The 19,138-nt window shown below is 60.0% G+C and carries 14 protein-coding genes; 9 read left to right on the plus strand and 5 right to left on the minus strand.

Annotated elements, in window-relative coordinates; all coding sequences use genetic code 11:
- Positions 1 to 648 precede the first annotated feature (648 nt).
- Together parA and PQR32_RS24265 are read left to right on the plus strand one after the other, a co-directional pair.
- Entirely contained in the window at positions 649 to 1,311 is a 663-nt protein-coding gene (parA, locus tag PQR32_RS24260; protein WP_012428795.1) for a ParA family partition ATPase, read from the plus strand.
- 25 nt (positions 1,312 to 1,336) lie between these two features.
- On the plus strand, positions 1,337 to 2,395 hold the full coding sequence (locus tag PQR32_RS24265; RefSeq protein ID WP_408232650.1) for a ParB/RepB/Spo0J family partition protein: 1,059 nt from the start codon (positions 1,337 to 1,339) through the stop codon (positions 2,393 to 2,395).
- Positions 2,396 to 2,455: 60 nt separating this feature from the next.
- Here PQR32_RS24265 and PQR32_RS24270 read toward each other — a convergent pair whose 3' ends face one another.
- Positions 2,456 to 3,805, minus strand: coding sequence for a replication initiation protein (locus tag PQR32_RS24270; RefSeq protein ID WP_408232653.1), 1,350 nt, complete (start codon positions 3,803 to 3,805; stop codon positions 2,456 to 2,458).
- 2,110 nt (positions 3,806 to 5,915) lie between these two features.
- On the opposite strand from PQR32_RS24270, the gene PQR32_RS24275 reads away from it, so the two are divergent.
- A complete protein-coding gene (locus tag PQR32_RS24275; protein WP_408232656.1) occupies positions 5,916 to 7,121 on the plus strand; it encodes a DNA-binding protein in 1,206 nt (401 codons plus the stop codon).
- A 71-nt stretch (positions 7,122 to 7,192) separates the two neighbouring features.
- On the opposite strand, the gene PQR32_RS24280 is transcribed toward PQR32_RS24275, so the two are convergent.
- The 3 genes from PQR32_RS24280 to PQR32_RS24290 form a co-directional block, all read right to left on the minus strand.
- Positions 7,193 to 8,275 (minus strand): tyrosine-type recombinase/integrase, encoded by a 1,083-nt coding sequence (locus tag PQR32_RS24280; protein ID WP_408232659.1) that lies wholly within the window; start codon positions 8,273 to 8,275, stop codon positions 7,193 to 7,195.
- A gap of 62 nt (positions 8,276 to 8,337) precedes the next feature.
- Positions 8,338 to 8,736, minus strand: a complete 399-nt coding sequence (locus PQR32_RS24285; RefSeq protein WP_408232662.1) for a DUF2471 family protein — start codon at positions 8,734 to 8,736, stop codon at positions 8,338 to 8,340.
- Positions 8,737 to 8,841: 105 nt separating this feature from the next.
- Complete coding sequence (locus PQR32_RS24290; RefSeq protein WP_408232665.1) at positions 8,842 to 9,480, minus strand: helix-turn-helix domain-containing protein; 639 nt, start codon at positions 9,478 to 9,480, stop codon at positions 8,842 to 8,844.
- Between the two features lie 148 nt (positions 9,481 to 9,628).
- Here PQR32_RS24290 and PQR32_RS24295 point away from each other — a divergent pair, with 148 nt between their 5' ends.
- The gene (locus PQR32_RS24295) at positions 9,629 to 10,828 is read left to right on the plus strand and encodes a glycine C-acetyltransferase (protein ID WP_408232668.1); all 1,200 of its coding nucleotides are present in this window, start codon (positions 9,629 to 9,631) and stop codon (positions 10,826 to 10,828) included.
- A 13-nt stretch (positions 10,829 to 10,841) separates the two neighbouring features.
- Positions 10,842 to 11,873 carry an L-threonine 3-dehydrogenase gene (gene tdh, locus PQR32_RS24300; protein ID WP_408232671.1) on the plus strand — a complete coding sequence of 344 codons (1,032 nt, stop codon included), beginning with the start codon at positions 10,842 to 10,844 and terminating at the stop codon, positions 11,871 to 11,873.
- Positions 11,874 to 11,960: 87 nt separating this feature from the next.
- On the opposite strand, the gene PQR32_RS24305 is transcribed toward tdh, so the two are convergent.
- On the minus strand, positions 11,961 to 12,611 hold the full coding sequence (locus PQR32_RS24305; protein ID WP_408232674.1) for a YceI family protein: 651 nt from the start codon (positions 12,609 to 12,611) through the stop codon (positions 11,961 to 11,963).
- Positions 12,612 to 12,719: 108 nt separating this feature from the next.
- Between PQR32_RS24305 and PQR32_RS24310 the strand changes: the two genes are divergently transcribed.
- The 4 genes from PQR32_RS24310 (at position 12,720) to PQR32_RS24325 (ending at position 19,036) form a co-directional block, all read left to right on the plus strand.
- A complete protein-coding gene (locus PQR32_RS24310; protein ID WP_408232677.1) occupies positions 12,720 to 13,385 on the plus strand; it encodes a TetR/AcrR family transcriptional regulator in 666 nt (221 codons plus the stop codon).
- A gap of 13 nt (positions 13,386 to 13,398) precedes the next feature.
- Positions 13,399 to 13,878 (plus strand): nuclear transport factor 2 family protein, encoded by a 480-nt coding sequence (locus PQR32_RS24315; protein WP_106281526.1) that lies wholly within the window; start codon positions 13,399 to 13,401, stop codon positions 13,876 to 13,878.
- A 213-nt stretch (positions 13,879 to 14,091) separates the two neighbouring features.
- Positions 14,092 to 14,610 (plus strand): hypothetical protein, encoded by a 519-nt coding sequence (locus tag PQR32_RS24320; RefSeq protein ID WP_408232680.1) that lies wholly within the window; start codon positions 14,092 to 14,094, stop codon positions 14,608 to 14,610.
- Between the two features lie 655 nt (positions 14,611 to 15,265).
- Positions 15,266 to 19,036, plus strand: a complete 3,771-nt coding sequence (locus tag PQR32_RS24325; protein ID WP_408232683.1) for an enterotoxin A family protein — start codon at positions 15,266 to 15,268, stop codon at positions 19,034 to 19,036.
- The last annotated feature ends 102 nt before the right edge of the window (positions 19,037 to 19,138 follow it).

Genomic DNA, 19,138 nt, shown 5'->3' on the forward strand with positions numbered 1-19,138 from the left:
GGCTCCCGGCTCCCGGCTCCCGGCTCCCGGCTCCCGGCTCCCGGCTCCCGGCTCGAAGCTCTCAGCTCTCAGCTCTCAGCTCTCAGCTCTCAGCTCTCAGCTCTCAGCTCTCAGCTCTCAGCTCTCAGCTCTCAGCTCTCAGCTCGAAGCGCCGATCGCCTGTCGCCTGTCGCCGCGAACTACTGGCCGGCTCGCTCCGACGAAGAATCAGCGCAGGATGGCCTGTTGCGGGGACTTTATGCGCATAAATCTCGCAGCCAGTTCCGGCGCGTTATCACGCGCTCGCCGCCAGCGCATGTCACGTTGCCGACAACGCCCTGCTGAAAAATACAGCGATCCGAACACGGCGCGAACGCATTCGAATTGGCGCATGCCGGCCAATCCGCTTGAGCGCTCTGAGCGTCCAAGCGGCCATCAATCCGCAGCCACTCGCTGCCATTAGAGCGCGGCATCATCGACCAACCGCTCCCCGACACATCGCCCCCGCACCCTCTCTCAACCCCAACAGCGTCCCCATCACCGCGCGCCGTCCTTTATGCGCATAAACCTATCCCGAACGGCTAATCCTTCTAGTGTTTACACAAAAACGATTGAAATTCAAATTCATCCAGGTAGAATCCATCTGCGTCTAAAAAGAGGAGGTGAAGATTGGCAGCGGAAATCATCGCGGTAACTCAGCAGAAGGGCGGGGTCGGGAAGAGCACAATCGCGATGCACCTCGGCGCTGCATTTCATGAGAAAGGCAAACGCGTCCTCGTCGTAGACGCAGACGGTCAAAACACGCTGATCCATTGGGCCAGTGCATCATCAGACGGCGACACCGGCATCCCCTTTCCAGTCGTCAACCTCTCCGAAGCAGGCAGCCAGATCCACCGCGAGATCAAGAAGTTCGTGTCTGACTACGACATCATCGTCGTCGACTGCCCGCCTTCTATCACCGAGAAAGTCTCGGGCGTCGTCCTTCTCGCTGCGAGCGTCGCGGTGATCCCGACATCGTCATCGCCCGCCGACTACTGGTCGAGTATTGGATTGGTGAAGCTTGTCCAGCAGGCTCAGGTCATGAACGAAGACCTGCGTGCGGTCTTCCTGCTCAATAAGACCGAAGAAAAACGGATGCTGACGCGCGAACTGAAGCGCGCGTTGGAAGAGCTCGGGTTCCCGCTGCTCAAGACACAGATCCCGACTCGTGAGGCCTACAAGCAGGCCATGGCGTTAGGGCAAACAGTGCTTCAGATGAATGATCGCGGCGCCAAGCTGGCCGCCATCGAAGTACGGGCATGCGCGAATGAGATCGCCGCCTTGCTCCCGTGAAATTTATGCGCATAAAGGACCCTGAATGAAACCCTCCCAATTCGCCAAAGGCTTTCAAGCACGTCCTGATTCGACCAGCAGCGAAAAGCGAACCGCGCTCGATCGCCTGAATGCTATCGACGGCCTCGTCAAGAATGACCCGAAGAGTAGCGAGGCGGCGGGCCGTACCCTCGCGCCCATCCTGCCATCGCAAAGCGTTGCCGAAGTCGACGCCATTGACGCAGCCAATGAATCGGCGGCCTACCGTACGTGGCGCAACGAGCACGGCTACCGGCCGGGTCAAGTCATCGAGCTGGCGCTTAAGACGATCAAGCCGAGCCCGTTCAACCCTCGGCATTTCTATCTGAAGTCGTCGATTGCCGAGCTCGCTGTCAATCTGGCAAAGCAGGGACAGCAGCAGGCGATTCACGTCATCCCGGATTACGACAATCCCGGCACCTACTACGTCAGCGATGGCGGACGACGCGTGCGGGCCCTGAAAGAAGCGAACAAGGAAACGGTCAAGGCGATCGTCATCGATCTGCCGATCGGCATCCAGAGCTACAAGCTCGGCTACGACCTCAACGTCCAACGCGATTCGCAGACGGTGTTCGACAACGCGGTCGTATGGAAACGCTTTCTCGACGACCGGCATTTTCAGAGTCAGAAGGAACTTGCCGAACACCTTGGGTTAGATGAGTCGACCGTTGCGGTCGCCTTGTCGATCGCCAAATTGCCTGAGGTCGTCATGCATGAGATGGTCGCGCGACCAGACCGCTTCGGCTCGAACATGGCGTATCAGGTGGGTCGTTATCACACTGCCCGCGGCGCCGATGCAACGCTGCGTCTGATCAACAAAATCCTCTCGGACGATCTGAGTACGCGGCAGGTCGCGGACATCGTCAAGGGAAGGGCGAGCGCCCAGGAAAGCACCAAACCAGCGGGCCGGCAACGCTACGCGCAACGTCTGGAAATCAAACTCGACGGAGTGTCGGTCGGCGATCTCAAATCATACGGGGAAGATCGAATCGAACTGCGCCTGAAGGGGCTCACGCGTGAAAAGCGCGACGACATCCTTCGGCAGATTGAAAAGATGTTGAAGTAAGCAAGGCTGGCAAGGAGGTGGGGCAGGGCGGCAGCGACTCCGCCTCGCCCCGCTAGATGATTACGCAGCGCGCGATTGGCTCAGCGTGAAGGCAAGCAGATCACCGTCAGTAGGCTCGCCCCAGGTCTTGCGAGCCAGCCAGTCGAAGAATGCCGTTTCGACAATCTTCGAATCCAGCCCGCGACGGCGCCAGTCGTCGCGCATGTGCGTGCCGAGTCCCGGCAATTCATCTTCTTCAAACGACTGCCGCGCGATCTCCCGCTCGGACTCACCTTGTTCGTCGTACAACTCGCGCGCTTCCTTGCGGCGATACGCCGAGTACTCGCCGAGCAGGCGTGCCTTGAGGTCGTCGGCTGGCGCGGCAACCGCAGCCTTGCCGCCACCACCCGACGGCAGCGCTTCGACCGGCGGCGCGTAACCTTTCTTCAACGCGTCCTTGAACAATGCGGGCGCGCTGCGCACCGGCGGCAACGACGTGCTGCGCATGCGTTGCTCGGTCATCTGCAGCGCGGCGCGAATGCGATTTTCTTCGCTGTCGGCGTAGAGCGTTTGCGCTTCTTTCAGCGGGATGCCGATCTTCACCATCCGGTCGACCAACGTGCTGTCGAACACGTTCGGATGTTCGTCGAGCGCGAGCATCGGCTGCTTGCGTTCAGTCACCCGGAACTGGATCTCGGCGACCCGTCGCCCTTCCCGGTGCTCGATCAGTTCGACGAAGATGTTCGTAACGGCGTTGACCTCGGCGATGGCCGGGCGCAAGTAATCGCGTTTGAAGTATTTGTACTCGCGCTTCGCTTCATCGCCCGCTTCCGTGTCCGGCGTACCGGAGAGGATAGGGCGCCACCATTCCCACGTCTCGCGCATCGTCAGATGGCTCGGGTTGGTCAGGTAGCGCACGCAGATCTCGTACAGTGCGAGACCCGCGCTGCTGCGCAACTGGCTCTGGAACTGGAGACTCAGGCGGGCGTACTGAACCGGATCGAGCAGTTTCTTCTTGATCTTCGGCGCAAACGAGAATTCCACCCAGACACGGCGCGTGGTGGGGTCTTCGAGAATTTCCGCGTCGGCAATCAGCGTCGAAATACCCCATTTCCGGCCCGGCTTCTGACTGGACGTGCCGGTGCTCCATTCGACCTGCACCGACACCATGCGCCGCAAGTGCTCCTTGACGAGCGCAGTGTCGTTGGAATCAAACGCGGAGTTCGCGACGATATCGGACAGCAAGGCCCGATACGTGTCGCCGGATTCGTCCGCTTGCTGGGCCACGGCGAGGAGCACGTTGAACAGCTTGCGGGTAAGGAGCGTGATTTTGCCGCTTTTGGGCTGGATCGCGATCGCCTCGACGGCTTTGCGCAATTCGGCCGAGCTCGGGCTGACAACGTCGGTCTTCTTCGCGCGCTTCGTGGCCATGCGTCTGGTCGAGGAGGGATTTGGCGAGAGCATACCGGCTGCGGTGATACGCGTCTATAGCGTGCATCTCACCGTTGCGGGTGAAGCGAGTTTACGAGACGCAACTCACCTCGAACAACTCCCGAAAACCCTCACCTCAACCGTTTCGCGCCAGGTTCGGGCCATCCTTGCAGGTCGCGGGCCTGGCAAATACGGACCATTTCCGCGGCAGGCGCGAACCGAAGCCACCGGATCCCGAATCTTCTCACCTCAAAAAATATTGCGAGAATTTTGACGGATGCGCCCGCGGACCGGGTGCGCTGGCGGTCGACCAAATCGGTGCACAAGCTTCGAGCAATATTTGGCCGGTAGGGGAGGGCTGCGTCGGCGCAAAAACGTGGGTCGCTGACATGCGAGTGGTCGAATCATGCGAGTGGTCGAATCGACGCCACCTCAATGAGCAACGTCTGCGCATGCGCGTTGCACCCGTGCGGAGAGCACGCCAAGCACAGCTACAAGCCGGCCGCCCGCGTTCTTGAGACCGCCCCCGCACGCAGTCACGCATAGAGGCAATGCAGCAGCCCCACGGGCAATCTCTCCACCGCAGTCGCAAGCTTTCCAACCGTACACCCGGTCCAGATCGGCACCGCCAGAGCTTCGCGCATCGATGCAACTAGCAGTTGTGCAAAGGTTATCGACAGTGCTTGCGCAGGCCGTCCTGACTTGATGGGTTCGGCCCAACCCTCCCCAGACCTCCCGAAAAACCTCACCTTAATGTTAGCGGCGTGCTTGAAACGACGCGGCCTTCAGACGTGTTGAACTCCAAAAGCACGGAAAAACGGTCCCGAAAAACCTCACCATAGAGCCATCTGAGGGTTTCCAACCGCCTAAAAAAGAGCCCCCGAAAAACCTCACCTTTGCGAAATCCAACAAAAATATTCAATGATTTCAGCAACTTATAGATTGCACTTTAGCGGCACCGTCCGCGAACACTCCCGAAAAACCTCACCTCAAAGCCGATTTAGGTGAAATCTGGCATTTTTGATCGCGGTCGTCACGGCCCTGAAAAATCTCACCGTTCGATTTCCGCGACCGTAAAACGCAAACCCCTTCGGCAGCGTCAGTAGGGCTTTTCCGGGCGATGGAAGCTATTCTGGTCCCGTATTTCCTCACCTTGGCGGTCACCACGCACCCAAACGACTCCTGAAAAACCTCACCTTTGAGCCAAACCGGGGCATTTCGCGGACGGTACATGCGACAAAATCCGATCTCCCGAATTTCCTCACCTTTGACACGAGGCGATCGACCAACTCATCAGCGTCGCCCCGACATTCAGCCCGAAACCCGGCCTCGCTCCCGAAAACTCTCACCTTAGGCACCGGAATGCACAGAAATGAGGCAAAAATGCCACCCCTTCCCCGTAAAATCTCACCTTCGGTTCGCGTTTTCTCCCGACTTGACTCACCAATGAGGTTAACGAGCTCAAAATAAGGCCGAAATTGGGCGGACGAACACATCCCGAAAGCGCTCACCTTCGCCCCGGTCGGGCGTCGGACAGACTTTCGAGCGCTGCCGGGCGATCCCCGGCGTTCAGGTCCTGCAAAATCTCACCTTTGGTCATACCGCACTTTTGAGGTGGCTCCTGAACCCGCTCACGTTCTGTCCCGGACCCGCTCACCGAGGCCCCCGAACCTCATCACTCGACAGTCCCGCAAGACCTCACCACCTCTCCCGCAAAGCTTCACCTTACCGGGCTGGAACCCTTGCCAGATAAGGCTTTGCCGTGGCGTTAACGTTTTTAACATGGGTTCAAAGGTGTTTACTTTTATTACTCTCTAGCATTTCCCCGCGTGTCCTTCGGACAAAGCCTTCCAACCAAAGTAGCCATCATGAAGCGTTCGTGAAACAGTGCGCGATCGCTGTAAAACCTTTAAAAGCGCTTTCTTTACAAGACCTTATTGGCTATTCTTCGTTTTGTTTCACGGAAAAAACCAGCTAGCACAAATCCGCCGCCCCACGTCTGGCAGCAAAACACGCCTTTTCGCTAATCCGTGTTCCAGTCCAACAAATACGTAGCAAACAGTACGTAAATTGTTATGATTCATCCAATTCGAGCGACATCGAGGTATACATGAATCTGGATCAGGAACGGCAATCCATTCGAAACGAGCTTGAAGCGCTGCGAGCCAATGGGGCACGGCGACAAGAACTTTCGCTGCACGCATGCAAGCGTCTGTTTTTTGATCTGGGAATCCGGCCCTCCATGGCCGCCGTTCGTGATCTGACCCAGACCGGCAGCGCGAGCGACATTCCAAAAGATATTGACCACTTCTGGGAGCGCATCCGAAATGTGTCGCGCGTGAAAGTTGGCGCCGGTGCTATCCCCAAAGCACTCGAAGACCGTGCCGGCGAATTGCTGGGCGCACTTTTCGAAGAAGCCGTCGCTCATGCACACACAACGCTCGACGACGAGCGCGAGGAAATTCGCGCGCAAATCACCGCCGCCGACCAACGCGCTCGAGAAGCGGAAATTCGCCAGCAAGCATCGGAAGACGCGATCAAGCGCAGCGAATTGCGAGCGGAGGCCGCCTGGGAACGTGTTCGCGCGCTCGAAGCCGAGTTGTCGAACGCGACCACACACGGGAATGCTCACCAGGAAGGCTTACAGGCGACGGTGCGCCGACTCGATCACGAAAATGAAGCGCTTCGTCAACGCCTCGACAACGAACTCGCGACTAATGCGGCGCTGCGGGACCGGATCGACGCATTGCACGTCGAATTGCGCCAAAGTACCGAACACTATGCGCAGCAGATCAAGGACGCCGTCGCCGAAGCTGAGCGGCGTGTCAAGCCGATGCTGGTCGAGCTCGATTCCCTGCGCAGCATGGCGGGCACTTACCAGTCCGGGGTGCGCGACGCGAGCCGCAAAGAATTTGAGTTTATTCAGCAAATCGCCGCGGCCAAGGCGCGCGGCGACCGGCTCGACGCTCAGTTGCGCGAGCAATCCGACGAAGTGGACGCGCTCACGAAAGAAGTCGCCGTCCTGCGCGGTCAGCAAGGTATCGATCCGGCGATCGCGAGTCTGCTTTGCTCGCTGGTCGAAGCCCGCCGGTTGACGGGCGACGAATTAAAGGCGATCGGCACTGCGGCAGACGGCCATGTCGCCCTGCCGCTGCGGTGTCCAAAATGCGAGGAAGGTGAGCCGGAACTGTCGCAAGTGGATCACCGCTTCGAACTGCAATGTCCGGAGTGCGATCACTCGTCGGGTCTCGGGGAATCAAGGCTGGAGGCAGTTAGCCGGTTTTTGTCGAGCGACCCGATTGCGACGTCGGCGTGACGTTTGCCCCGGCGCAATAGCGGACAAATTGCCAAAGGTGAGGAAATTCGGGACTCGAAAGGTGAGGAATTTCAGGACTCGCTGGCTCCCCTTTTCCTCGTCAAACGCCCGTCGCGCCTAGGTGCTGGCAAAGGCGGAACAGCCGGATCCGGCACGTCCGCGGCAGGGGAATCCTGCTGATCCATCCAGTTTTGCCACGCGCGATACAGACGGTTCGCCGACACCGCCTGCACAAAACCCAGCCACTGCCCGACCAGTTCCGCCTCGACCCCACTCTCGAACAGATCGGCCGCAAACGTGTTACGCAATGTTTGCGGACTGGCTCGCGACGCCCGCGACTCGGCGATCCCGGCGCCGTCGATCAAGGCGTCGACCGCGCGCAGCATGGTGGCTTTATGCATCGGCCGTCCGGAAGGGGATGCCGGAAAAACCAGGTTACCCGCCAATTCCGACAGACGCCGTTCGGCGAGCCACGCGTCGAGAATAGCCGTGGCGAAAGGTGCGAGCCGGGTGCGCCGCGTCAGCATCGGGTTGGCTGACTCGATGGTCACCCAAGGTGATCCCGCATTCACGCAACTAACCGTAATTGCAGCAGCCTCGCCCGTCTTCAACCCGCCACCTAAAAACACAGCGATCAAAGCGCGGTCGCGCCGCTCTCTCCAACGTTGCGCCGCAGACAAATCCGGCAACGGCGAAAACAGATGCGCGATCAGCGCGGTTCGTTCGGCGTGGTTGAGAAAGCCGGTCGGCTCGTTATCGCGCGCGTTTCGCCACGCTGCTTCGCCATCCTGAGCAATGAAGCGCGCCGGATTGGTCGAAGCGGATTCGATTTCGCGCACATGATCGAGCACCCGCTCGATCAGCCGCAAATACCGCATACGCTGAGTCTTTTTGACGTCGAGCACAGCGACGAATTCGGCAATCGTGTGAGCGTCGACCGTGACCAGACTCTTCTGACGCACGCTCAGCCAATCGAGAAAAAGCCCCCATTGCGCCTGGTAGACTTCAGCGGAAGAACGGCGGAAATGTTGTTTGGCAAGCCATGCATCGAATGCGATTTGCGGGTCGCGGCGCCAGTCTTCACGTTGCTGATCGAAGAGATCCGTGGACGGCGCAGGACGCGGGCTTGGGTCGGTCAGATGAGGAGGTGACATGCGCTATTCTTCCGTTAGTTGCACACATTGTAGATGGCAACCGCTGGAAATGCAGCCCCGGTTCAGTCGCCCCAAGCGCGCGCGTGTTTCAGGGGCGCGTTCTCCGACGACGGCTGCGCAGCGCGGCGTGCGGCCTCCTCATAGGCACTGACTGCGAACGCGAACACCGCCGGCAGTGCCGTGGACGTGCCGAAGTCCACGGCCTCGTCCGTTTCCGGATACGGCAGGTCGGACGGCCGTTGAAAAAGGCCCAGCATCACCGCGTCATGTCGGCTGGCGAAGCCGAGATCCGCGAGCGCTTCGGCTTCGATGGCATGCAGCAAACGCCAGGTGAGCGGCACCTGCTGCACGATGTAGCGCGCAGCAATATTGCGCACGATGCGTTCGAGATCGCGCGCCGCGGTTTGATAGCGCAGCGCGGCCAGAGCGTGGTCAGTCGAGTCGGTTGTCAGCTTATTCATGATCGGCTCCAGTCGATACCCTGTACTGTACAAATATACAGTGTCGGACGCAACCTCGGCCGAAGTGCCGATTCCGCCAACTGCTAGCCACGGTGCGCCGGAAAATCAGCCGTGAATCACCACCAGCAGAGCCTTTGCCTCGCCCTTTCCGGCGTTGCGGATAGCATGCGGCTCGTCGGCGACATAGCGCGCGGTGTCCGCTGCCTTGAGCCGTTTCGTCGCGCCGGCCGCCTCGATTTCGACTGACCCTTGCAGCACGGTCAGATGTTCACGCGTGCCAGGCTCGTGCGCGTTCGACACCAGCGCCCCGCCCGGTTGCAGCGTCAACTCGTACCACTCGAACTTGCCGGCCAGCTCGATTGGCCCCCACACGCGCAACTGGTACTTCGCGTCGTGCCCGCTCAGCGTGGGAATCTCGTGCGGACCGGAGACGGCGATTGCTTCGGGCGTCTTTTGCGGCGCAAACAGCGAATCGAGGCTGACGCCGAGCGCATTCGTCAGCCGCCAGGCGACCGCAATGGTCGGATTCGCCTTGTCGCGTTCGATTTCCGAAAGCATCGATTTCGACACGCCGGCCGCGCGCGACAGATCGTCGAGCGTCATGCGCCGTTCGGCGCGCAAACGCTGAATCTGTTCGCCGACGCGCGGCGGCGCCGCGACTGCCGGGACCGAAGTTGCGCCTGGGATGGGCGCCGCGTTGGCCGCGGCGCGGCGGATACCCGAACTTGCCATTTCCTGACCCATCGTTTAGAGTTGTTCGACATACCGGATTTTAGTTCGGAAAAACGAAAATATCCGATAAAACTGACAGCCGACTATAACAGGCCGCCTCGTGGTCGCACATGCCGAACACGCCGACACGGGCGCTATCACCCTTTCAGGAGTCTGGTTCATGCGTGACCTATACCTCGCCCATCTGCGCGGCACCCTCGAGCAGATTCGCGCTGACGGCTTTTACAAGAACGAGCGCGTGATCGCCAGCCCGCAATCGGCCGACATTCGTCTGGCTAACGGCACCGACGTGCTGAACTTCTGCGCGAACAACTACCTCGGTCTCGCCGGCGACGCACGGCTGATCGACGCCGCCAAGCAAGGCCTCGACAACGATGGCTTCGGCATGGCGTCGGTGCGTTTCATCTGCGGCACGCAAACCGTGCACAAGGATCTGGAGCACGCACTCGCCGCGTTTCTGCAAACGGACGATTGCATCCTCTACTCCAGCTGCTTCGATGCGAACGGCGGCCTGTTCGAAACCCTGCTCGACGAAAACGACGCGATCATCAGCGACGAACTGAACCACGCGAGCATCATCGACGGCGTGCGGCTTTCGAAGGCGAAGCGCTTTCGCTACAAGAACAACGATCTCGCCGATCTCGAAGCGAAGCTGATCGAAGCGAAGGCCGCCGGCGCGCGCTTCACACTGATCGCGACCGACGGCGTGTTCTCCATGGACGGCATCATCGCCGACCTCGCCGGCATCTGCGATCTGGCCGACCGTTACGGCGCGCTCGTGATGGTCGACGACTCGCACGCAGTGGGTTTTGTCGGCGAACACGGGCGCGGCACGCCGGAACATTGTGGCGTGCTGTCGCGCATCGACATCATCACCGGCACGTTGGGGAAGGCGCTGGGCGGCGCATCGGGCGGCTACGTGGCCGCGCGTAAGGAGATCGTAGAGTTGCTGCGGCAGCGTTCGCGTCCCTATCTGTTCTCGAACACGCTGACGCCGAGCATTGCCGCCGCTTCGCTGAAAGTGCTGGAACTACTGGCGAGCGATGAAGGCGCGCAATTGCGCGCACGCGTGCGCGAAAACGGCGCGCACTTCCGCAGCAAGATGAGCGCGCTCGGTTTCACGCTCGTGCCCGGCGAACATCCGATCATTCCGGTCATGCTCGGCGACGCACAACTCGCTTCGAAAATGGCCGATGCAGTCCTGAAGGAAGGCGTGTACGTCATCGGCTTCTCGTTCCCGGTGGTGCCGAAAGGCCGCGCACGCATTCGCACACAGATGAGCGCCGCGCACACGCCCGAACAGATCGACCGCGCGGTGGATGCATTCGCCCGCGTCGGCCGTGAACTCGGTGTCATCTAATACGGAGGCGCACATGAAAGCATTGGCAAAACTCGAACGCGCTCCCGGCCTCACGCTTACGGACGTCAAGAAACCCGAAGTCGGCCACAACGACGTGATGATCCGCATCACGCGCACCGCGATTTGCGGCACCGATATTCACATCTGGAAGTGGGACGACTGGGCGCAAAAAACGATTCCCGTGCCGATGCACGTCGGTCACGAATACGTGGGTGAGATCGTCGAAATGGGCCAGGAAGTGCGTGGCTTTGCAATCGGCGATCGCGTGTCGGGCGAAGGGCATATCACCTGTGGCTTCTGCCGCAATTGTCGCGCGGGCCGCCGGCATTTGTGCCGCAATACGGTCGGCGTCGGCGTGAACCGTGAAGGCGCGTTTGCCGAGTATCTGGTGATTCCGGCGTTCAACGCATTCAAGATTCCGCCCGAGATTTCCGACGACCTCGCTGCGATTTTCGATCCGTTCGGCAACGCCACGCATACCGCGCTGTCGTTCAACCTGGTCGGCGAAGACGTGTTGATCACCGGCGCCGGACCCATCGGCATCATGGCGGTGGCGATCGCGAAACATGTGGGCGCGCGCAATGTCGTGATCACCGACGTCAACGACTATCGCCTCGACCTCGCGCGCAAGATGGGCGCGACGCGTGCGGTCAACGTCTCGCGTGAATCATTGCGCGACGTGATGGCGGACCTGCACATGACCGAAGGTTTCGACGTCGGCCTGGAAATGTCCGGCGTACCGAGCGCGTTCACCGGCATGCTCGAAGCGATGAACCACGGCGGCAAGATCGCGCTGCTCGGCATTCCGCCCGCGCAGACCGCGATCGACTGGACTCAGGTGATCTTCAAAGGCCTCGAAATCAAGGGCATTTATGGGCGCGAGATGTTCGAGACCTGGTACAAGATGGTCGCGATGCTGCAAAGCGGTCTCGATCTTTCGCCGATCCTCACGCACCATTTCAAGGTCGACGACTATCAGGAAGCGTTCGCCACCATGCTGTCAGGCGAGAGCGGCAAGGTGATTCTCGACTGGACGGCCGCGTGAGTTAGCATGTGAACATGCTTTAGCGCGCGCAATCGCAGCAGCGCGCACAACTCAAGAAAACGCTCAGGCAAAACGCCCGCACCGCGCTTACCCGTCTGCGGGCGTTTTAACGAACTCGGCCTGAATGCGCACATGAATATCGTCGCCGACGGCCGGATACCACGTCGCCAGGCCGAACTTGGCGCGACTGAAATGACCCTCGGCAGAAAAGCCCAGCGTGTCTTTCTTCGTGAGCGGATCCGGGGCAAAACCATTGAAGGTGACGTCGAGCGTGACCGGTTGCGTGACGCCGCGAATCGTCAGATCGCCGGTCAACATGCCGCGCGATTCACCCGTGCGCTCAAAACGCGTGCTGACGAAGCGAATCTCCGGATAGCGCTCCACGTCGAGCATGTTGGCGCTCTTCACCATCTTGTCGAGCAACGGAACATTCGTATCGACGCTCGCGGCGTCGATCGTTACCGATGCCGTGCTCTTGTCCAGACCGCCTTCGTTCCAGTCGAGCTGTCCCTTCTTGCGATCGAAGCGCGCTGTGAAGCGTGAATACTTGAAGTGATCGATGTCGAAGGTAATGCTGCAGTGATCCGGATCGATTTCGTAGCGGCCGGGCGGCACGCGCGTTTCGTTCTGGCTGACCGTATGCGTGAGCACTTGTACAGGCGTGCAGGCCGCCGCCGTCAGTAGCGTTGCGCTGAGCAAGGCGCGCACGAACGTGGCGCGGAGAATCAGTGTGCTCATGAAGTTCGTTCCCGTTGACCGATCGTGCCCAAGATAACAGTTCGCGCAGCCAACCTGCAAAAACGCAAAAGACTTGACGAGGGAGAATGATCGTTCTACCCTTCGTCCATGGCTACCGAAACTCACACTGAATCAGTCACACCCGGCAGCGCGCGCGAGCGGCTGCTGGACGCGGCTGAGGCGCTAATCTACGCCGGCGGCATTCATGCAACCGGCGTGGACGCGATCGTCAAGCAGTCCGGCACGGCGCGCAAAAGTTTTTACACGCATTTCGAATCGAAAGACGCGCTCGTGGCGGCCGCGCTCGACCGGCGCGACGAACGCTGGATGAACTGGTTCATCGCGGGCACGCAACGGCATGGCAAGACGGCGCGCAAACGCCTGCTCGGCATGTTCGAGGTGCTGCGCGAATGGTTTGCATCGGAGGACTTTCACGGTTGCGCGTTTCTGAATGCGTCCGGCGAGATTGCCTCCGCGGAGGACCCGATCCGGATCGTCGCGCGCCATCACAAGGAACGCCTGCTGGCGTTCGTGCGAACCGAATGCGATGCATTCGCGGCGGAGTCGGACATCGACGCCCGCCGCACGGCGCGCTTGTCGCGTCAATGGCTGATCTTGCTCGACGGCGCCATTGCCGTGGCGCTGGTGGGCGGCGAGCCCGATGCCGCGCTCGACGCGCAAGCTGCAGCCCAAGTCCTGCTCGACGCGGAGTGCCCGGGCGAGCCAGGCATACAGCCAAGCAAACGACCGCCATCCCGGCGAACCGCAACCTGACTGAGGAACTATCATGGCCGACTCGATTGAAACCCGCCCGCCGCTGCCGCCCTTCACACGCGAAACCGCGATCCAGAAAGTGCGCGCCGCGGAGGACGGCTGGAATACTCGCGACCCCGAGCGCGTGTCGCTCGCCTACACGGTGGATAGCGTATGGCGCAACCGCGCCGAATTCACGAATGGTCGCGCGGAGATTGTCGGCTTGTTGCGCCGTAAATGGGCGAGAGAACTCGATTACCGTTTGATCAAGGAACTGTGGGCGTTCACCGATAACCGCATCGCCGTGCGTTTTGCCTATGAATGGCACGACGATTCGAACAACTGGTTCCGCTCGTACGGCAACGAGAACTGGGAATTCGACGAGCACGGACTGATGGCGCGCCGTCACGCCAGCATCAACGATATGCCGATTCGCGAAGCGGACCGTCTTTATCATTGGCCGCTCGGCCGCCGCCCCGATGATCATCCGAGCCTGTCCGATCTCGGTCTCTGACTTTCCACAGGTGAACGCGTGATACGCGTTCACCGCTCTGCCATCGATTCTCCGTTACTGTTGTGTCTGCGCGGCCGGGCACGTCTTGTGCCCGCGCGCCCGAGCGTCTCCTCAACATCGCGTGTGCGGCTTGAGGTACAGTGCGCGACGGACGGCATGCAAGCATACCCAGAACATAGATGACGCCGGCGCTCGACCGGTGGCGGAGAGGACATGCATTTTCGGCAGATCAACAGGAACTTGCGACGTACTGCAATGGCGCTCGTTGCCAGCCTGGCCGCGGCGTCCGCCGCGCATGCGGGCAACTGGTGCGAGGGCGGCATATGGGTCGACGCCATGCTGGGTTCGTATCACATCAACCCCGACCCGAACACCCATTTCGAACAGTTCAACCCGGGCCTCGGCGTCGAATGCTGGCTCAATAACCAATGGGCGTTGACGGCCGGCGGTTTTCGCAACTCACTGCGCCGGCCTTCCTATTATGGCGGCGGTGTATGGGCGCCGGAGTTCGCGCACTGGGGTATCGTGCGGATCGCGGCGATCGGCGGGATCATCTCGGGTTATAACTATGGCAACTGGGGCTTGGGCCGCAATCATACGATCGGACCGGTGGTCGCGCCGATCGTCATGGTCGAATACAAGCGGGTGGGCGCGAACTTCATTGTGATTCCGCCAATCCCGTCAGATGATCTTCCGTTCACCATTGGGTTTCAGGTGAAGGTGAAGTTCTGATCGAGGTCTCAATTCACAAATAAGCCGTGACTTTTCAAGCCAGCCCGCGAGGGTGAGACGTTCCAGGAGATCGCGTACAAAAGGTGAGGTATCCCAGGAGGTGAGCCATCACTGCGATTCAAGCGCACCTGAACCTCACCTGAGCCGACGGTGAGGATTTCCAGGGAGTCCTCGCCATGATCGCCGACGGTGACATATCTTTTGCCCTGCACCTCACCGTGTAGTGGCGCGGCGCGATGCCGCGACCGTCAATCTGCTTACATCCTCTTCCATATACAAACAAAGCGCGAGCGCGCCGACGCGCCGCGCGTCCCTCGCGAGAACCGCTCGAACTGCGCAAGGCGACGCGCACCGAGGCGCAAGCGTGCGGCGATAGACATTGCTCGTTCAGGGTGTAACGGCTTCGTAAAACACGACCCCTTGCCGGTTGATAAGTTGCGGGTGACACGAGGTGTCTTACTCGAAACGCGAATGACGATGCCGATGACTGGCCGAACGGCCTGACAGTCAATGCTCCCGATAGCCACGGGTGACCACTCCGACACGCCATGCCCCGATACCACCTAGGTGCCAACCGTCACGCCTACGATTATCCGCAGGGATCTCCGGATCCCACGAGACATCCCTCAGCGTTTCATTTCCTGGAGCATTGAACATGCGCGTCTCCGGCATAAACCAAAGCTACATCACCAGCGAAAGCAACGACCCCTCGACCGATGAGCAGAACGCCGGCAACTCCGCGTCCAGTTCAGGCTCGGCTCAGGACAGCGCCAGGCAATGGAGCATGCGGGCCGCTAGCCCAAATGCTGCGGGTAGCAACGCGTCAGCGCCCTCGCCGGGCAACACAGGCAACCGCCCGCAGCGACCCGCCAAAGATACGGGTGGAACCCATGAGGCGCTGGCGAAAATGCGGAATGGCATCGCTCCTCGGGCTCACCTCACGACGAAGCGCCGCGCGAATCTTCACGCTCGTCAGCATGCGTCTGCCGCTCACGACGTAAGCACGTTGTCCACCGGGGTTATTCCGGAAGTAGGGAGAGCCGGCGTTAGAAACGAGTACCACCTTGGCTCGGTCATGCCTGCCGCCTTGCAACACACTGACGAGTCCGACAACGGCGGGCCGCGAGTGAAAAGGGGTCCAGTTTTCAGCAAATGCATCATGGATCGTGGCGGCAACGCTTTGAGGCGAAACTCCGTTGCCTTCGAACGATTCGATCAGGTCGATTATCCGGAGAGCCGCGGGCAGGCGAATGGCGGCCTATGTGAAGGCATGGTTCGAGAAGCCATGCGGCGGGTCGACCGCGCCCGAGGCGATCAGCCAACGACAACTGGATCTCAGGATCAGCGCACGTCGCCGTTAATGTCAGCCGTGCGCGACATGCATGCGGACGCCATTCCCTCCAGCACGCGGAGAGACATGTTCGATCGCATCCAGAACTTCCAGACCGGTAGAACCACGCTTGGCTTCAGCCACTATGTGCCGCAGCCATCGACCACCTTCAATAACCCCAACGTGTCGCGCGATACCCGGATCGACTGGTTCCTCGGCGACTTGAACACGTCGCTGCGCAATCCCAACGACATTGCGTATGTCCAATTGAGCTTGGAGGGGCCAGGGGATCGAAGGGACTACGGGCACGCTATTCTCATCCAGAGGGGAGCCAACGATCACTATTCGATTTTCGATCCCAACAATGGCGCATTCGAATATGCAAACTGGACCAGTACAGCAGAAGCGCTAAACCAATATATGGACTCCGCCTTCGGGGTCCGCTCCTCTTTCGACGAACTGCCCTTTTACGGAGCCGGGAGCGAGTATAAAGTCATGCCGTTCAAAATGCAGGTGTACTCCTCGACGCCGCAAGCAAATCCAGCGCCGCCGCCAGTTCTCGCACCGCAACGGGGAACGGCCGGTCATGGGCCGCCCGAGCCCGACTGTGAAAATCAGATCTATCAAGAGCATGCGGCCTCCTCAAACGGACTATCGCTCGACGCACTCTTTCCGAGCGGCGCGGAGCGATCCGGCCTCCGCAGTCCGGGCGAGAGCTTGGGAACCTATGTGCTACAGGAAGTCGCCAACGGGAGAGCGTCGCGCCTCACCGCCGCCACAGCCGCGTTGAGCCGCTCGCTGAGCGACCCGAATACACGCCAAGCCGTCGTCGCCGATCTGAATGCGCGTCACGAACAGTACCAGTCGGCGTCTACCGCAGCTTTGGTGAATCACACCCGGCACAGCGGCAGTTTCAGTACTTCAAATGCAGACGATCTCATCAACGATCTGAGAACAAACTTTAGGGATCCGTATGTTGGCGAAGGCTCAGCAGCCCATTTCCACAACGAATTCGCGGTCATCGATATGTCGCTGCCCTCCCAAACCGCCGGAACGTCCGGACGAGAACCTAGCCGACCGATCATCGTGCATCGGCTCGATCTCGCTCTCGACTTCGAGCACGCTCAATACGAGCTTTACGATCCCAATTTCGGGGTCTATACGTACCAGGGTTTTGAAGATCTGTCGGCCGCTATGCGCCGCATCTACAACGAAGGATATACGGCCGATGGCGGAATCATCCATGCCACGACCACGTGGTTCTCCGGCGAAACCGAGAATATTGACTGGTATGCCACGGGACCGGGGCTACCATGGTTGTCACACGCACGAAACTTTACCTTGGACCATGCAGAACAAATAGGGGGGCTGGCGCCGAGAGGTCCGCTCGTACCACCACGCGCGGACCTGCCAGACGCACCGGTCACCGACCGTCCTCCGCTTGCATCCTTGGCGCTGCGATTCGAACATAAACGTTCAACCAATTCGCAAACGAGCACGGAACCGCGGGTGCTCTTTAGACCATCGACGGAGACACCAGAGGGAGTCGCGAAAAGAGGCGGGTTCAGTTCCGGACAGACACCGCTGCGGGACGTCAATCTGCAAATGCACAATTTTGACATCGCGGCCCACGCAGGGGAGACAGACAGCGCCGGCTACCTCGGAACATTCGCAAGTTTAGTTGCCGCCGAGGAGCGTCAGCGACATCAGTCCGCCGACGGCTATATCTACATTGTCGCGCCGTCCCCCAACATGGTGGATGTGAACGCCAGCCTCGGCCCACACACCCTCTCGCCAAAAAACCAAGAATTTGCCGCCATGGGGCACATCGACAACACGCAGATAGTCGGTTGGTACCGGACGCAAGACCTGCAAAATCCGGATGTAAAGCGGTTGACGATCAACCCGGTTTTTCGCTGGGACGTGTATAACTTTACGCGGGCCCCAGGAGCGCAGCCCCAATTGGCCCGCTTCCCGATGAACAGCCCTGCCTGGCAGGAGCCCGCCTACAAGCCATTCTCGTCAACGGTCGAGCGCAAGGGAAAGATCTATACCGCCCCGAAGCAAGACCCCAACCTGACACAGGCTGACTTCTATCTCGGTGCCGCGTTGAAAGTCCATCAGGCCAGAATGCGACAGTCGATCAACAAAGATTATCGCGGCCCGATGACCCTGCAGGCTTACGGCGGAAACGGGTCGTACATACTTTATGCCGACGAAACTGACAGCCTCCATGTCTACCAGGCTTCCTACGCCTCCGGCATACGGCGAAGCGAAAGGCAATTCGCAATGGGCGACGACGGTCGTTTCCACTTTGTGAACAACTACCAGAAGGTCTTACGTGTCGGTAGCGATGGTTACCTCTTCGTGGGCCCGATCCCCCCGGATTCACGGAACCTGAACGGTGTTTTTCGCTACGGTGGCACCAAGCCCTTCCAGCTCATTCATCTCGAGGACCAAAAATACCTGACTGTAGGCAAGTCTGTGTCTACACCGTTTGTCACTGACTACTACGCCGGAGACAGGTCGAACTGGCAACTGACAGATCCAGCCGGCATTGCGGTCACACCGCCCGCCTCAAACAAAAACACCTACTACAGGGAGACCACGGTCGGCACTCGCGAACAGTTGTATCAGTTCGATCAGAACCCGGATTCCATCTTGCCCCCGGGGACCACGCACTTCGTTACGCAAGTGCTGCTTGACCCTTTCCTAGGTAACTTCAGCGACTATATCAAGTATCTGGAACGAGTCGGTACAGCCGAAGAGGCGATTGAGTCGCTGGCGTCGGAGAATGCAGCCTGGATCTTCCGGGACGGCTTCTACGCAGTCCCAACTAGCCCGAACCAACTCGAAGTGCGAACGCTCGGCGGTAAGGCTGTCTGGCGGGCGACGGTCAATCCGAACAATGGTCGCGAGTCGTATGAAAGTCTCGGTCCGACCCAGAGCAACTTCAGGATTAACGACGATGTCTGGAAGGACTTTCAGCTCCGGGAGAGGGAAAGCCTGGAACTGGAAGACAAGCTGCTGGGGTCGCAACGAAGCCCCGGCACACCTGCGGGGTTGCACGGCGCGCAGCCTCGATCCCCCTTGTGACGACCATGCCGCCATTGACTTCCCGGCAGTTGGAACGCCATCCGCCGCGACGGCCGTTGTGCGGCCGTTGTGCGGCGGTTGGCGAGCACACCGGAGGGATTC

It is taken from the genome of Paraburkholderia dipogonis (assembly GCF_046027395.1).
Taxonomy (GTDB): Bacteria; Pseudomonadota; Gammaproteobacteria; order Burkholderiales; family Burkholderiaceae; genus Paraburkholderia; species Paraburkholderia dipogonis_A.

Coding starts and splice junctions, on each gene's coding strand:
- PQR32_RS24305 (WP_408232674.1), bottom strand. CDS start 12,611: ATGAGCACACTGATTCTCCGCGCCACGTTCGTGCGCGCCTTGCTCAGC.
- PQR32_RS24265 (WP_408232650.1), top strand. CDS start 1,337: ATGAAACCCTCCCAATTCGCCAAAGGCTTTCAAGCACGTCCTGATTCG.
- PQR32_RS24270 (WP_408232653.1), bottom strand. CDS start 3,805: ATGGCCACGAAGCGCGCGAAGAAGACCGACGTTGTCAGCCCGAGCTCG.
- tdh (WP_408232671.1), top strand. CDS start 10,842: ATGAAAGCATTGGCAAAACTCGAACGCGCTCCCGGCCTCACGCTTACG.
- PQR32_RS24315 (WP_106281526.1), top strand. CDS start 13,399: ATGGCCGACTCGATTGAAACCCGCCCGCCGCTGCCGCCCTTCACACGC.
- PQR32_RS24295 (WP_408232668.1), top strand. CDS start 9,629: ATGCGTGACCTATACCTCGCCCATCTGCGCGGCACCCTCGAGCAGATT.
- PQR32_RS24280 (WP_408232659.1), bottom strand. CDS start 8,275: ATGTCACCTCCTCATCTGACCGACCCAAGCCCGCGTCCTGCGCCGTCC.
- PQR32_RS24320 (WP_408232680.1), top strand. CDS start 14,092: ATGCATTTTCGGCAGATCAACAGGAACTTGCGACGTACTGCAATGGCG.
- PQR32_RS24310 (WP_408232677.1), top strand. CDS start 12,720: ATGGCTACCGAAACTCACACTGAATCAGTCACACCCGGCAGCGCGCGC.
- PQR32_RS24285 (WP_408232662.1), bottom strand. CDS start 8,736: ATGAATAAGCTGACAACCGACTCGACTGACCACGCTCTGGCCGCGCTG.
- PQR32_RS24275 (WP_408232656.1), top strand. CDS start 5,916: ATGAATCTGGATCAGGAACGGCAATCCATTCGAAACGAGCTTGAAGCG.
- PQR32_RS24290 (WP_408232665.1), bottom strand. CDS start 9,480: ATGGGTCAGGAAATGGCAAGTTCGGGTATCCGCCGCGCCGCGGCCAAC.
- PQR32_RS24325 (WP_408232683.1), top strand. CDS start 15,266: ATGCGCGTCTCCGGCATAAACCAAAGCTACATCACCAGCGAAAGCAAC.